The following is a 12,532-nucleotide window of genomic DNA, read 5'->3' on the forward strand; positions in this document are numbered from 1 at the left end:
CGCAGGTGACGGGGCTATTCCAGGCGCACCGTCCACTCGATCTCGAGCATGTCCCCCGCGTTGAACAGGCCGCTGACCTGCACCCAGCTCGCGGCGGCGTACCTGCCATCGGCGAAGAACGCCTTGCGCGCGGGAATGGCCTTGACCAGTGCGTCCATGTCGGTGGTGTACGCGGTTTCCTTCAGCATCTGGCTGCTGTCGGCACCGAAGCGCTGCAGGATCTTCGCGAGCGCGCCATAACACGCCTGTACCGCCGCCTGCATGTCCCGGCCGCGGCAGGGCACGCCGGAGACATGCAGGGTGCCGCCGTCACGCACCACGCCGGCATAGCCGATATCCGCCTCCCAGCTGTCCAGCATGTGGCGCTCCAGCGGCACCTCCGCGGCGTGGGCAGGCGGAACGCACAGCAGACCCGATACCAGCAACCAACACGCACGCATCGGAAGCGCCTTTGACCGGAGAGAGATGAGCGGCGATGGCGACTTCGGACGGAAGCCGCCAATGCGGGCGACGGCTACGGACGCGCCCGTCCCCGGGGACAGGCGCGTCGGGCGGCGGAAGAAGACAGGGCGGCGCACGGCGCGCGCCGCCCCCGGCTCACCCCGCCAGTGCCTGCGCGTGCACACCGGCCACCGCGCGGCCGGACGGGTCGGCCATGGCCGCGAAGCTCGCGTCCCAGGCGATCGCCGCCGGCGACGAACAGGCGATGGACTTGCCGCCCGGCACCGTCTCGGCCGCGGCCGGGGTCGGATAGAACTGCTCGAACAGGCTGCGGTAGTAGTACGCCTCCTTGGTCTGCGGCGGGTTGTACGGGAAGCGCTTGTCGGCGGCGGCCAGTTCGCGGTCGCTCACCTGCGCCTCGGCATGCGCCTTCAGCCCGTCGATCCAGCCGTAGCCGACGCCGTCGCTGAACTGCTCCTTCTGCCGCCACAGGATTTCCTTCGGCAGGTAGCCCTCGAACGCCTCGCGCAGCACCGCTTTCTCGATGCGGCCGCTGGCCTTGTCCACCATCTTGTGGCTGGCGTCCATGCGCATCGCCACGTCGAGGAAGGCGCGGTCCAGGAACGGCACGCGCGGCTCCACGCCCCAGGCCATCATCGACTTGTTGGCGCGCAGGCAGTCGTAGTTGTTGAGCGCGTCGAGCTTGCGCACCAGCTCCTCGTGGAACTCGCGCGCGTTCGGCGCCTTGTGGAAGTACAGGTAGCCGCCGAAGATCTCGTCGCTGCCCTCGCCGGACAGCACCATCTTCACCCCCATCGCCTTGATCCGCCGCGCCAGCAGGAACATCGGCGTGGAGGCGCGGATGGTGGTGACGTCGTAGGTCTCGATGTGGCGGATCACTTCCGGCAGCGCGTCCAGGCCTTCCTCGAAGGTGTACTCGAAGCCGTGGTGCACGGTGCCGAGCATGTCGGCGGCGATCTTCGCCGCGGCCAGGTCGGGCGACCCGGCAAGGCCGATGGCGAAGCTGTGCAGGCGCGGCCACCAGGCCTCGCTGCGATCGCCATCCTCGATACGATGGCGTGCGTAGCGCGCGGCCACGGCCGCCACCAGCGACGAATCCAGGCCGCCGGACAGCAGCACGCCATAGGGCACGTCGGTCATCAGCTGGCGGTGCACCGCGGCCTCGAAGGCTTCGCGCAGTTCCTGCCGGGACACCTCCACGCCCTGCACCGCGTCGTAGTCGCGCCACGGCCGCTCGTAATACCGGGTCAGCTCGCCGGTGGCGCTGTCGTACCAGTGCCCCGGCGGGAACTGCGCCACGTCGGCGCAGGTATCGGCCAGCGACTTCATCTCCGATGCCACGCACAGGCGGCCCTGCTTGTCGTGGCCCCAGTACAGCGGCACCACGCCGATCGGATCGCGGGCGATGATCGCGCGTCCGGCGCGCTTGTCCCACAGGGCGAAGGCGAAGATGCCGTTGAGCCGGTTGAGGAACGACGCGGGTTCGTCCTCGCGGTACAGCGCATTGATCACCTCGCAGTCCGAGCCGGTCTGGAACGCATAGGGCTGCACCAGTTCCTGCTTCAGTTCGCGGTGGTTGTAGATCTCGCCGTTGACCGCCAGCGCCAGCGTGCCGTCCTCGGACAGCAGCGGCTGCGAACCGCCGGCCGGGTCGACGATGGCCAGGCGCTCGTGCACGAGGATGGCGCGCTCGTCCACGTACACGCCGCTCCAGTCGGGGCCGCGGTGGCGCTGGCGCTGCGATTGCTCAAGTGCCTGCCGGCGCAGCGCCTGCAGGTCGTCGCCCGGTTGCAGGCCGAAGATGCCGAAGATGGAACACATGGGGACTGCTCCTGGTTGTGGGGGTTTTTCGTTGAATCCCCGGCCATGGAGGGCCGGGTTCCTGTGGGGGGAACCACACGCGCAACAAAAAACCCGCATCGGCCGATGCGGGTTTTCTGGTCACTGGGCGTATGGTGCTTGTGGCTCAGTCGCAGACCCGCATCGGCCGCGCGCGATTGTTCGCAACCGCATTATTGCGATTGTTCGACACGTTCACGTTGGCGCAGGCGTTGCGGTTCATGGGGCCGACGATAGCGTGGCCCCGCGATGGCGTGCAACTGTTTCGTGGGCAACCGATGCGCCCGTCCGCACGCCCCTGCGGCGGCCGGGCGCGGATCAGGCGAGCAACCGCGCGATCAACTGCCGGTACAGGTCGGGCAGCGCCCGCAGGTCGTCCAGGCGCACGTGCTCGTCCACCTGGTGGATGCTGGCGTTCACCGGCCCCACCTCGATGCACTGCGCGCCCAGCGGCGCGATGAAGCGGGCATCGGAGGTACCGCCACCGGTGCTTTCCTCGGGCATGGCGCCGGCGAACCCGGCCAGCACCTCGCGCGCGACGCTGCGCAGGCGGCCTTCCGGGGTATAGAACGGCTCGCCGCTGCGGTGCCATTGCAGCGTGTAATCAAGGCCGTGGCGATCCAGCAGCGCGGCGATCTCCGCCTCCAGCCGCCCGGCGTCCCAGTGCGGGTTGTAGCGCAGGTTGAACATCACCTGCAGGTCGCCGGGGATGACATTGCCGGCGCCGGTGCCGGCATTGATGTTGGAGATCTGCAGGCTGGTCGGCGGGAAGCTCTCGTAGCCATCGTCCCAGTGCCGCGCCGCCAGCTCGGCCAGCGCCGGGGCGGCCAGGTGGATAGGGTTGCGCGCCTTGTCCGGATAGGCGACATGGCCCTGCACGCCCCTGACCTGCAACTTCGCCGACAGGCTGCCGCGGCGGCCCACGCGCAGCAGGTCGCCCAGGGTCGCGGTGGACGAGGGCTCGCCGGTGATGCACCAGTCGATGCGCTGCCCGCGCTCGCGGAACAGGCGCGCGACGTGGCGCACGCCATCGATGGCGTCGCCTTCCTCGTCGCTGGTCAGCAGCACCGCCAGGGTGCCGGGATGGTCGGGGTGGTCGGCGACGAACCGCTCGGCGGCGACCACGAACGCGGCCACGCTTCCCTTCATGTCGGCCGCGCCACGGCCATAGAGCACGCCATCGCGTACCTCCGGCCGGAACGGGTCGCTGCGCCATGCCGCGACCGGGCCGCTGGGCACCACGTCGGTATGGCCCAGCAGCACCAGTACCGGCGCGCCGCTGCCGTGGGTGGCCCACAGGTTGTCGACCTCGCCCAGGCGCAGGTGTTCGCACTGGAAACCGGCCGCCTGCAGGCGGTCGGCCACCTGCTGCTGGCAGCCGGCATCGTCCGGCGTCACCGACGGCCGCGCGATCAGTTCGCAGGCCAGCTCCACCACGTCGCTCATCGGCCGCATGCCGTCACCCCACGCCGAAGCGCTGCTTGAAGCCGTTGTCGGAAAAGCCCTGGCTCAGCGCGCCGTCATCGGTGACGACCAGCGGGCGCCGGATCAGCTGCGGGTACTCGCGCAGCAGCAGCTTCCACTCGGCCTCGGAGCCGGGCGCCCTGCGCGCATCGGGCAGCTGCCGCCAGGTGGTCGAGGACTTGTTGACCAGTGCCTCGAAACCACCGGCCTTGCCCGCCCATTCAATCAGGGTCTCGGGGCTGGGCTTGTGCTCGCGGTAGTCGATGAAGGTGTAGGCGACGCCGAAACGGTCCAGCCACTTGCTGGCCTTCTTGCAGGTGTCGCAGTTCTTGAGTCCGTAAAGAGTGGTCATTGCAGGATCCAGGGCTTGCCCTCTCCGGCGAGGGAGAGGAGGAACATCAGTCGGCCAGGCCGCGCAGCAGGTCGTTGACGCTGGTCTTGCTGCGGGTGCGGGCGTCGACCTGCTTGACGATCACCGCGCAGTACAGCGAGTGGGTGCCGTCCTTGCTCGGCAGCGAGCCGGACACCACGACGCTGTAGGGCGGGATGTAGCCGTAACTGACTTCGCCGGTGGCGCGGTTGTAGATGCGCGTGCTCTGGCTCAGGAACACGCCCATGCCGATCACGCTGTGGTGGCCGACCACCACGCCTTCCACCACTTCCGAGCGCGCACCGATGAAGCAGTGGTCCTCGATGATGGTCGGGCTGGCCTGCAGCGGTTCCAGCACGCCGCCGATGCCGGCGCCGCCGGACAGGTGGCAGTGCTTGCCGACCTGCGCGCAGGAACCGACCGTGGCCCAGGTATCGACCATGGTGCCCTCGCCCACGTACGCGCCGATGTTGGTGAAGCTCGGCATCAGCACCACGTCGCGGCCGAAGTGGGAGCCGCGGCGGGCGATGGCGCCGGGCACCACGCGTACCCCGGCAGCGCGGAACTCGGCTTCGCCATGACCGGCGAAGCGCGATTCGACCTTGTCCCAGAACGGCGCCGGGCGGCCATCCATCACGCTCATGTCGTTGACGCGGAAGTACAGCAGCACCGCCTTCTTCAACCACTCATTGACCTTCCAGCCGCCATTGCCATCCGGCTCGGCGACCCGGAACTCGCCCGACTCCAGGCCGTCGATGACGCGGTTGACCAGCGGACGGGTGTAGCCCTCGATCTCGTCCATGGTCAGCATCGCGCGGCGCTCGAACGCGCTCTCGATGCCGAACTTCATTTCCGCAACGCCCGGCGCCGGCGGCTTGCGCAGGCTGCGCGGGCCGATCGATTCCATCGCCTTCGGCCTGGCCGCGGACGTTTTCCCGGGCGCGGCCCTGGCCGGCCTGCTGGCCGGCACCGCCGCGGCAGCGGCCTTCTTCGGCGCAACCTTCTTCGGCGCAACCTTCTTCGGCGCGGTCTTCTTCGGGGCGGTCTTCTTGGCGGTAGGCTTCCGGGTGGCCATCAGCGGGGGTCTCCTGGCGTTCTGTCGGGCTCCAGGCAGGCCAGCAATGCATCGCGCAGGGCCTGCCGGGAGGTTTCGGTAAGGGGGCGGTCGTGGCGGTCGGTCAGCTGGAACTGGTCCTCGGCGCGCTCGCCGAAGGTGGCGATGCGCGCATCCTGCACCCGCAGCTGCTGGTCGCGCAGCACGTGCGCGACATCGGCCAGCAGGCCCGGCCGGTCCGGCGCCACCAGGTTCAACACCGTGCGCGCATGCTCGGCGTTCTCGATGAACTCGATGCGCGGCGCGAAGCGGAAATGCCGGAGCTGGCGCGGAATCACCCGCCGTGCCGGGCGCAGCACCAGGATGTTCCCGGCCAGCGCCTTGCGCAGCAGCAGTTCCAGGCGCGCGGTGTCGCCGTCGGCGAAGCTGCCGGCCGGGGTCACCTCGAAGGTATCGAAGATGGTGTCTTCCGGCCCGTCGAGCACGCGCGCGCGGTGGATGCTGTAGCCGGCGCGATCCAGGGTCATCACGATCGCGGCGAACAGGCCGTCGCGGTCGGGCGAGTGCACGAACACTTCCAGCGCGTCGCTTTCCGGCGCGATCCGACGTGCCTTGACCAGGGTGCCGCCACGCGCCACTTCCATCAGCGAGGTGGCCTGCCACACCAGCTGCTCGGGGCGGAAGCGAACGAAGCTCTCGTCCGGCATCGCGCTGAACTGGCGCTCGATCACCGCATCGGCATGGCCGAGCGCGCGCATCAGCTCGCGCACGCTGGCGCGCGCCTCCTGCACCCGCTCGGTCTCGGGCAGCGGCTGTTCCAGGCCCTCGCGCAGGGCGCGGCGCGCGGCGAAATACAGGTCGGCCAGCAGCCGGTCCTTCCAGGCGTTCCACAGCTTGGGGCTGGTGCCGGCGATATCGGCGCAGGTAAGCAGGTACAGGTAGTCCAGCCGTTCGCGGCTGCCGACCAGCCCGGCGAAGCGGTGGATCACCTCCGCGTCGGTGATGTCCTGCTTCTGCGCGGTGACCGACATGCGCAGGTGCTGCTCCACCAGCCAGGCCACAAGGTCGGTGTCGGTGGCGCTCAGGCCGTGTGCGGCGCAGAACGCGCGTGCATCCAGCGCGCCGAGTTCGGAATGGTCGCCGCCACGGCCCTTGGCGATGTCATGGAACAGCCCGGCCAGCAGCAGCAGTTCGGGCTTGCGCAGCCGCGGCCAGACTTCATGGGCGATGGAGAACCGCTCATCGGCGCGGCCGGCGGCGAACACGCCGATGTTCCGCAGCACCATCAGCGTGTGCTGGTCCACGGTGTAGACGTGGAACAGGTCGAACTGCATGCGCCCGGACACCTGCGCGAAGGCCGGTATCCACTGCCCGAGCACGCCCAGCCGCGCCATGCGCGCCAGCGTGTCCACCGCGCGCGGGCCGCGCAGCAGGGCGATGAACTGCTCGCACACCGCCGCGCCCACTTCGGTATAGGCCGGAATCTCGTCCAGCATCTCGGCCAGGCCGCGCGCGGTGAGCGAATGCAGGCCACGCACCTGCGGCGTGCGTGCCCAGCAGGCGAACAGGGCGAAGATGCGGGCGATGTCGCCATGCGGCCATAGCGGATCGTCGGCCGACAGGTAGCCACGGCGCAGCGAGAAACCGTCGCCGACCGGCTCGGGCGACGCCTCGCCGTCGAACTGCTCCTCGAAGCGCTGCAGCAGGCGGTCGCTGATCCGCCGCACCACCGCCGCGCTGCGGTAGAAGCCCTGCATCATCTTTTCCACGCCGAGGTTGCCGGCGTCGTCGGCGAACCCCATGCGCTCGGCCAGCGCCTTCTGGTAGTCGAAGCGCAACCGTTCCTCGGCGCGCTGCGCGACCAGGTGCAGGCCGAAGCGCAGTCGCGCCAGCACCGCGCGCTCGCGCTTGAGCGCGGCGGCCTCGTCCAGCCCGAGGTGGCCGAGCCCGACCAGCGCGTCGATGTCGCCCACGCCGAACGCGCGCAGCGCCATCCAGCCCAGGGTATTGAGGTCGCGCAGGCCGCCGGGGCCATCCTTGATGTCCGGTTCCAGGTTGTCGGCGGTGTCGCCGAACCGCTGGTGGCGCAGCAGCAGTTCCTCGCGCTTGGCCAGGAAGTAGTCGCGTGCCGGCCAGATCAGGGTCGGCGATACCGCGCGCGCCAGCGCCTGCTGTGCCCCCGCGGCGACACACAGTGGCCGTGCCTCGATCAGCGCGGTGAGCACGGTCTGGTCGGCTGCGGCCTGCACGCACTGCGCGGCCGAGCGCACTGCATGGCTGGCCGGCAATCCGGCGTCCCACAACAGCGCGAACAGCCGCGCCAGCGCGGCCTCGCTGGCCTGTTGCACGTGCGGCTCGCCCAGGACCAGCAGGTCGATGTCCGAGCGCGGGAACAGTTCGCCGCGGCCGTAGCCGCCGACCGCGAACAGCGACAGGCCGTCAGCACCGGCCAGGCAGCGCCGCCAGGCCTGCTGGATCAACTGGTCGACGCAGCGCGTGCGCAGCGCCAGCAGCCGCTCGATGTTGTCGCCCTGCTCGAAGCGCCGGCACAGCCGCGCATCGGCGTGGGCCAGTGATTGCCGCGCCGTGGCCGCCCACTGCGCGTCGCCCGCGGGGTCGGCCGGCGCGTCCGGTACGTGCTGGACCAGATCCGCCGGCTGTGGACTCATGCCGCCCCGGATCGCGCGTGTTCGGCCTCGGCCGGCGACAGCGTCAGCACCTCCACGCCATCCTCGGTCACCGCCACCATGTGCTCCCACTGCGCCGAGAGCTTGCGGTCCTTGGTGACCACCGTCCAGCCATCGGGCAGCACCCTGGTGTAACGGGTGCCCTCGTTGATCATCGGCTCGATGGTGAAGGTCATGCCCGGCTTGAGCACCAGCCCCTGCCCGGGGCGGCCGTAATGCAGCACCTGCGGCTCGTCGTGGTAGACCTTGCCGATGCCGTGGCCGCAGTACTCGCGCACCACGCTGAAACGCTCGGATTCGGCGTATTCCTGGATCGCATGGCCGATGTCGCCCAGCGTGGCCCCGGGCCGCACCGCACGGATGCCGCGCCACATGGCTTCGCGGGTCGTCTCCACCAGCCTCCTGGCCATCACCGAGGGCGTGCCGACGTAGTACATGCGGCTGGTGTCGCCGTGCCAGCCATCCTTGATGACGGTCACGTCGATGTTGACGATGTCCCCGTCCTTGAGCACCTTGGCCTCGCTGGGGATGCCGTGGCAGATGACGTTGTTGACCGAGGTGCACAGGGTCTTGGGAAAGCCGCGGTAGCCCACGTTGGCCGGGACGGCACCCTGCACGTTGACGATGTGGTCGTGGCAGATGCGGTCCAGTTCCTCGGTGGTGACACCGGGTTTGACGTGCGCGCCGATCATGTCCAGCACTTCGGCCGCCAGCCGGCCGGCGATGCGCATCTTGGCGATTTCTTCGGGGGTTTTCAGGTTCACGCTCATGCCCGCCATTATCACCCATCGGCGCCTGCCTGAACGAGTTTTCCCGCGCCCCGGCCACCCGGCCGCCCGGGCAATTTGCGCCGCGGCCCCGCGCACCCTATAATTCCGCGGCTCCGTTGCCGGCCCCGTGCCAGCGCGGGCCGCCCACGCCGGGCGTCACCGGTGAATCCACACCTGCTGCCCCCATCCGTGCCGGGGTGCTCCGCGAGGAGTTCGGCCACGGAGGCAGCAGGGAAGCCCAACCCCGGAACCCATCGCGCTTCCACGCGTCCCGCACACTTTGCCCGCGGGCGGAATCGCCGGTTCCCCGTCAGGAGTTCTGCAATGTCCCAGATCACCATGCGCCAGATGCTGGAAGCCGGCGTCCACTTCGGCCACCAGACCCGTTACTGGAACCCGAAGATGGCCCCGTACATCTTCGGCGCCCGCGGCAAGATCCACATCATCAACCTGGAAAAGACCGTCCCGCTGTTCAACGACGCGATGAACTTCATCTCGTCCGTTGCCCAGAAGCGCGGCACCATCCTGTTCCTGGGCACCAAGCGCAGCGCGCGCGATGCCATCAAGGAAGAGGCCGAGCGTTGCGGCATGCCGTTCATGAACCAGCGCTGGCTGGGCGGCACCCTGACCAACTTCCGCACCGTCAAGCAGTCGGTTGCCCGCCTGAAGGAACTGGAAGCCGGCGAAACCGACGGCACCTTCGAGCGCCTGGTCAAGCACGAAGTGCTGGGCCTGCGCCGCGAGCGCGACAAGCTGGAAGCCTCGCTGGGCGGCATCAAGGACATGAACCGCCTGCCCGACGCGATCTTCGTGATCGACATCGGCCATGAAGACATCGCCATCAAGGAAGCCAAGAAGCTCGGCATCCCGGTGATCGCCGTGGTCGACACCAACTACAACCCGGAACTGGTGGACTACGCCATCCCGGGCAACGACGACGCCATCCGCGCCGTGCAGCTGTACGCCCGCGCCGCCGCCGACGCCGTGCTGGAAGGCAAGGCTTCGGCCCCGAACGCCGCTTCGGTGCGCGAGGAAGAGTTCGCCGACGCCGCTGCCGCCGAAGAAGCCAAGCCGGCCCGCCGCGCTCCGGCCAAGAAGGGCGCCAAGAAGGGCGACGAGGCTTCGGCCTGATGCACACCCGGCGGGCGCCCGGCGCCCGCCTCCCCTGCAGCGACGCCCAGCGGCGCCGGCCACTGACAGGGCCACGTAACAACGGCCGGCGATCATCGCCGGCCTGCCCCTTTCTATCGTTGAGGTAATCCCATGGCTGAAATCACCGCTTCCCTGGTCAAGGAACTGCGCGAGCGCACCGGCGCCGGCATGATGGAATGCAAGAAGGCCCTGGCCGAAAACAACGGCGACATCGACGCCGCTGCCGAAGCCCTGCGCAAGTCCGGCGCCGCCAAGGCCGACAAGAAGGCCGACCGCGTCACCGCCGAAGGCCGCATCGGCGTCGCCGTGAACGGTGGCAAGGCCGTGCTGGTCGAAGTGAACTCGGAAACCGACTTCGTCGCCAACGACGTCAACTTCAAGGCATTCGTCGACGCCGTCGCCGCTGCCGCCCTGGCCTCCGGCGCCAGCGACATCGAGTCGCTGAAGTCGGCCAAGCTGGCTTCCGGCGAGACCGTCGAGGAATCCCGCACCGCCGCCATCCAGAAGCTGGGCGAGAACATCCAGATCCGCCGCCTGGCCAAGGTCGACGGCAACAACACCGTCGGTGCCTACGTGCACAGCAACGGCAAGATCGGCGTGCTGGTCGACCTGGCCGGCGGCAACGCCGAGCTGGCCAACGGCCTGGCCATGCACGTGGCCGCGATGAACCCGCCGCACAACAAGGCCGCCGACGTGCCGGCCGAGTTCGTGGCCAAGGAAAAGGAAATCGAGCTGGCCAAGATGAGCGAGAAGGACAAGGCCAAGCCGGCCGAGATCCTGGAGAAGATCATCAGCGGCAAGATCAACAAGATCATCAGCGAAGTCACCCTGTACGGCCAGAACTACGTGCTGGACAGCGACAAGACCGTCGAGCAGGCCGTGAAGGCCGCCGGTGGCGACGTCGTCGGCTTCCAGCGCCTGATGGTCGGCGAAGGCATCGAGAAGGTGGTCGAGGACTACGCCGCCGAAGTCGCCAAGGCGATGCAGGTCTGACCAGACCCCGATCCGGAACCCAGAAGAAGCCGCGGACTCCGCGGCTTCTTTTTTTTCCGCCATCCGGGCCAACCCGGCTTTTCCTGTGGACTTCAAGTCCCTTTGCCCGATACTGTGACGCAAACATCCTTGTACCCGCCCCGCCTGTATCCTTGATGGCCTGCTGAACACCTCCCCGACATGTCCCCCGAGCTCAACGCAGCGCTGTCACTCTGCCGCAACCTGCCCTCGCCACCGGGCATCGCCATCCGCATCATCGAGCTGGCGCAGGACCCGGAGACCGACATCGCCACCGCGGCCGACGCCATCGCGATGGACATGGCATTGAGCGCGCGGATGCTGCGCATCGCCAACTCCCCGCTGTATGCCAGCCGGCGCCGCATCGAGAACCTCGGCCAGGCGCTGACCATGCTCGGACTGAACGCGACCCTGCAGCTGGCGCTCGGCTTCTCGCTGGCCAACGCGGTGGGCAAGGACGGCCTGGACCCGCGCCTGCTGGAGCGCATCTGGCGCCGCAGCGTGCTGTGTGCGCTGGCCGCGCGGTTCCTCGGCCTCGGCAGCGGGGTGCGCCGCGTCGAGGAACTGATGCTCGCCGGGCTGCTGCAGGACGTGGGCTCGCTGGCGCTGATGCAGGCCAGCCCGGACACCTACCCGGCACTGTTCGACAACGCCACCAGCAACGAGGAGCTGCTGCTCCACGAGCGCGCGATCCTCGGCTGCAGCCATGCCGATGCCGGTGCCCAGCTGTGCGAACAGTGGCACCTGCCGCGCTATCTGGTCCAGGCCATCGCCAACAGCGAACCGCCGGCCGAACCGGAAGACCTGTTCCAGCGCTGCATCGCGCTGTCCGGCTGCGTGGCCGAGATCTGGCTGGCCGCCGACGCCGACGCCGCGCGCAGCCATGCGCTGCAGCGGGCCTACCGGGAGCTGGGCATGGACAGCCAGGGCTTCGAGCTGGTGCTGCAGCGGGTCAGCCAGATGCTGCCCGAGCTGTGCGCCCTGCTCGACGTGCCGGTGCCCAGTTCCGCGCGCCTGCGCTTCCTGCTCGACCATGCCGAGGAACTGAAGGAGCTGCGCAACCTGCGCGAACTGCAGGATGCCTCGGCCACCCGCCGGCGTGCCGACGATTTCGAACTGATGGCCCGGCGCCTGGCCGAGCAGGCGCACCTGGACGCCCTGACCGGGGTGCTCAACCGCCGGCACCTGGAAACCGTGCTGGAGCAGGAGTTCGCCCGCGCAGCGCACATGAACCGGCCCCTGTCGATCGCCTTCATCGACCTGGACGACTTCAAGAAGATCAACGACGCCCACGGCCACCTGGCCGGCGACCGGGTGCTGCAGTCGTTCGCCTCGCACCTGCAGGAGCAGCTGCGTACCAGCGACACCGTCGCCCGTTTCGGCGGCGAGGAGTTCGTGGTGCTGTTCCCCGACACCAACGAACGCATCGCACTGGAAGTGGTGCGGCGGGTACTGGACACCATCGCGCAGACGCCGATGGCCGAGATCGAAGGCGCGCCGCTGCATGTCACTTTTTCCGCCGGCGTGGCCACCCATGGCGACTACGAGCGCTTCGCCAACGTGCAGGACCTGCTCAGGGCCGCCGACGACGTGCTGTACCGCTCCAAGAGCCTGGGCCGCAACCGGGTGATCGCCCGCGCCCCCGAGCCGCAACCGGCTTCCGGCTGAACACGGGCGGGCACGAAGCGGAGTTCGTCATTGCAGTGCAACAAAAGCGCTGCCC

General features: G+C 69.0%; 10 protein-coding genes. 3 read left to right on the forward strand and 7 right to left on the reverse strand.

Annotated features, from left to right (window positions below):
* Positions 1-14: 14 nt before the first annotated feature.
* The 7 genes from QQA12_RS10835 to map all read right to left on the reverse strand — a co-directional run bounded on the left by QQA12_RS10835 (position 15) and on the right by map (position 8,646).
* A complete protein-coding gene (locus QQA12_RS10835; protein ID WP_233324900.1) occupies positions 15-359 on the reverse strand; it encodes a RidA family protein in 345 nt (114 codons plus the stop codon).
* A 238-nt stretch (positions 360-597) separates the two neighbouring features.
* Positions 598-2,283, reverse strand: a complete 1,686-nt coding sequence (gene asnB, locus QQA12_RS10840) for an asparagine synthase B (RefSeq protein WP_226049290.1) — start codon at positions 2,281-2,283, stop codon at positions 598-600.
* 336 nt (positions 2,284-2,619) lie between these two features.
* Positions 2,620-3,747, reverse strand: a complete 1,128-nt coding sequence (gene dapE / locus QQA12_RS10845) for a succinyl-diaminopimelate desuccinylase (protein WP_056931472.1) — start codon at positions 3,745-3,747, stop codon at positions 2,620-2,622.
* Between the two features lie 13 nt (positions 3,748-3,760).
* Entirely contained in the window at positions 3,761-4,117 is a 357-nt protein-coding gene (locus QQA12_RS10850; protein ID WP_056931471.1) for an arsenate reductase, read from the reverse strand.
* Positions 4,118-4,163: 46 nt separating this feature from the next.
* Positions 4,164-5,210, reverse strand: coding sequence for a 2,3,4,5-tetrahydropyridine-2,6-dicarboxylate N-succinyltransferase (dapD, locus tag QQA12_RS10855; protein WP_226049291.1), 1,047 nt, complete (start codon positions 5,208-5,210; stop codon positions 4,164-4,166).
* The gene (locus tag QQA12_RS10860; protein WP_226049292.1) at positions 5,210-7,858 is read right to left on the reverse strand and encodes a [protein-PII] uridylyltransferase; all 2,649 of its coding nucleotides are present in this window, start codon (positions 7,856-7,858) and stop codon (positions 5,210-5,212) included. Before QQA12_RS10860 ends, dapD begins: the two co-directional genes overlap by 1 nt.
* Positions 7,855-8,646, reverse strand: coding sequence for a type I methionyl aminopeptidase (gene map, locus QQA12_RS10865; RefSeq protein ID WP_054666814.1), 792 nt, complete (start codon positions 8,644-8,646; stop codon positions 7,855-7,857). Before map ends, QQA12_RS10860 begins: the two co-directional genes overlap by 4 nt.
* A gap of 324 nt (positions 8,647-8,970) precedes the next feature.
* Here map and rpsB point away from each other — a divergent pair, with 324 nt between their 5' ends.
* The 3 genes from rpsB (at position 8,971) to QQA12_RS10880 (ending at position 12,477) form a co-directional block, all read left to right on the forward strand.
* Complete coding sequence (gene rpsB / locus QQA12_RS10870) at positions 8,971-9,777, forward strand: 30S ribosomal protein S2 (RefSeq protein ID WP_054666816.1); 807 nt, start codon at positions 8,971-8,973, stop codon at positions 9,775-9,777.
* Between the two features lie 132 nt (positions 9,778-9,909).
* Positions 9,910-10,791: a translation elongation factor Ts gene (gene tsf, locus QQA12_RS10875; protein ID WP_056931468.1), complete on the forward strand. Its 882-nt coding sequence runs from the start codon at positions 9,910-9,912 to the stop codon at positions 10,789-10,791.
* A gap of 180 nt (positions 10,792-10,971) precedes the next feature.
* The gene (locus QQA12_RS10880; protein ID WP_054666820.1) at positions 10,972-12,477 is read left to right on the forward strand and encodes a GGDEF domain-containing protein; all 1,506 of its coding nucleotides are present in this window, start codon (positions 10,972-10,974) and stop codon (positions 12,475-12,477) included.
* The last annotated feature ends 55 nt before the right edge of the window (positions 12,478-12,532 follow it).

The organism is Stenotrophomonas sp. 17(2023) (assembly GCF_030345315.1).
GTDB classification, from domain to species: Bacteria; Pseudomonadota; Gammaproteobacteria; order Xanthomonadales; family Xanthomonadaceae; genus Stenotrophomonas; species Stenotrophomonas acidaminiphila.

Excerpts from the sequence above, each read along its gene's own strand:
- QQA12_RS10850 (WP_056931471.1), bottom strand. The coding sequence starts at position 4,117 with ATGACCACTCTTTACGGACTCAAGAACTGCGACACCTGCAAGAAGGCC.
- QQA12_RS10860 (WP_226049292.1), bottom strand. The coding sequence starts at position 7,858 with ATGAGTCCACAGCCGGCGGATCTGGTCCAGCACGTACCGGACGCGCCG.
- map (WP_054666814.1), bottom strand. The coding sequence starts at position 8,646 with ATGAGCGTGAACCTGAAAACCCCCGAAGAAATCGCCAAGATGCGCATC.
- QQA12_RS10835 (WP_233324900.1), bottom strand. The coding sequence starts at position 359 with ATGCTGGACAGCTGGGAGGCGGATATCGGCTATGCCGGCGTGGTGCGT.
- dapE (WP_056931472.1), bottom strand. The coding sequence starts at position 3,747 with ATGAGCGACGTGGTGGAGCTGGCCTGCGAACTGATCGCGCGGCCGTCG.
- tsf (WP_056931468.1), top strand. The coding sequence starts at position 9,910 with ATGGCTGAAATCACCGCTTCCCTGGTCAAGGAACTGCGCGAGCGCACC.
- asnB (WP_226049290.1), bottom strand. The coding sequence starts at position 2,283 with ATGTGTTCCATCTTCGGCATCTTCGGCCTGCAACCGGGCGACGACCTG.
- rpsB (WP_054666816.1), top strand. The coding sequence starts at position 8,971 with ATGTCCCAGATCACCATGCGCCAGATGCTGGAAGCCGGCGTCCACTTC.
- QQA12_RS10880 (WP_054666820.1), top strand. The coding sequence starts at position 10,972 with ATGTCCCCCGAGCTCAACGCAGCGCTGTCACTCTGCCGCAACCTGCCC.
- dapD (WP_226049291.1), bottom strand. The coding sequence starts at position 5,210 with ATGGCCACCCGGAAGCCTACCGCCAAGAAGACCGCCCCGAAGAAGACC.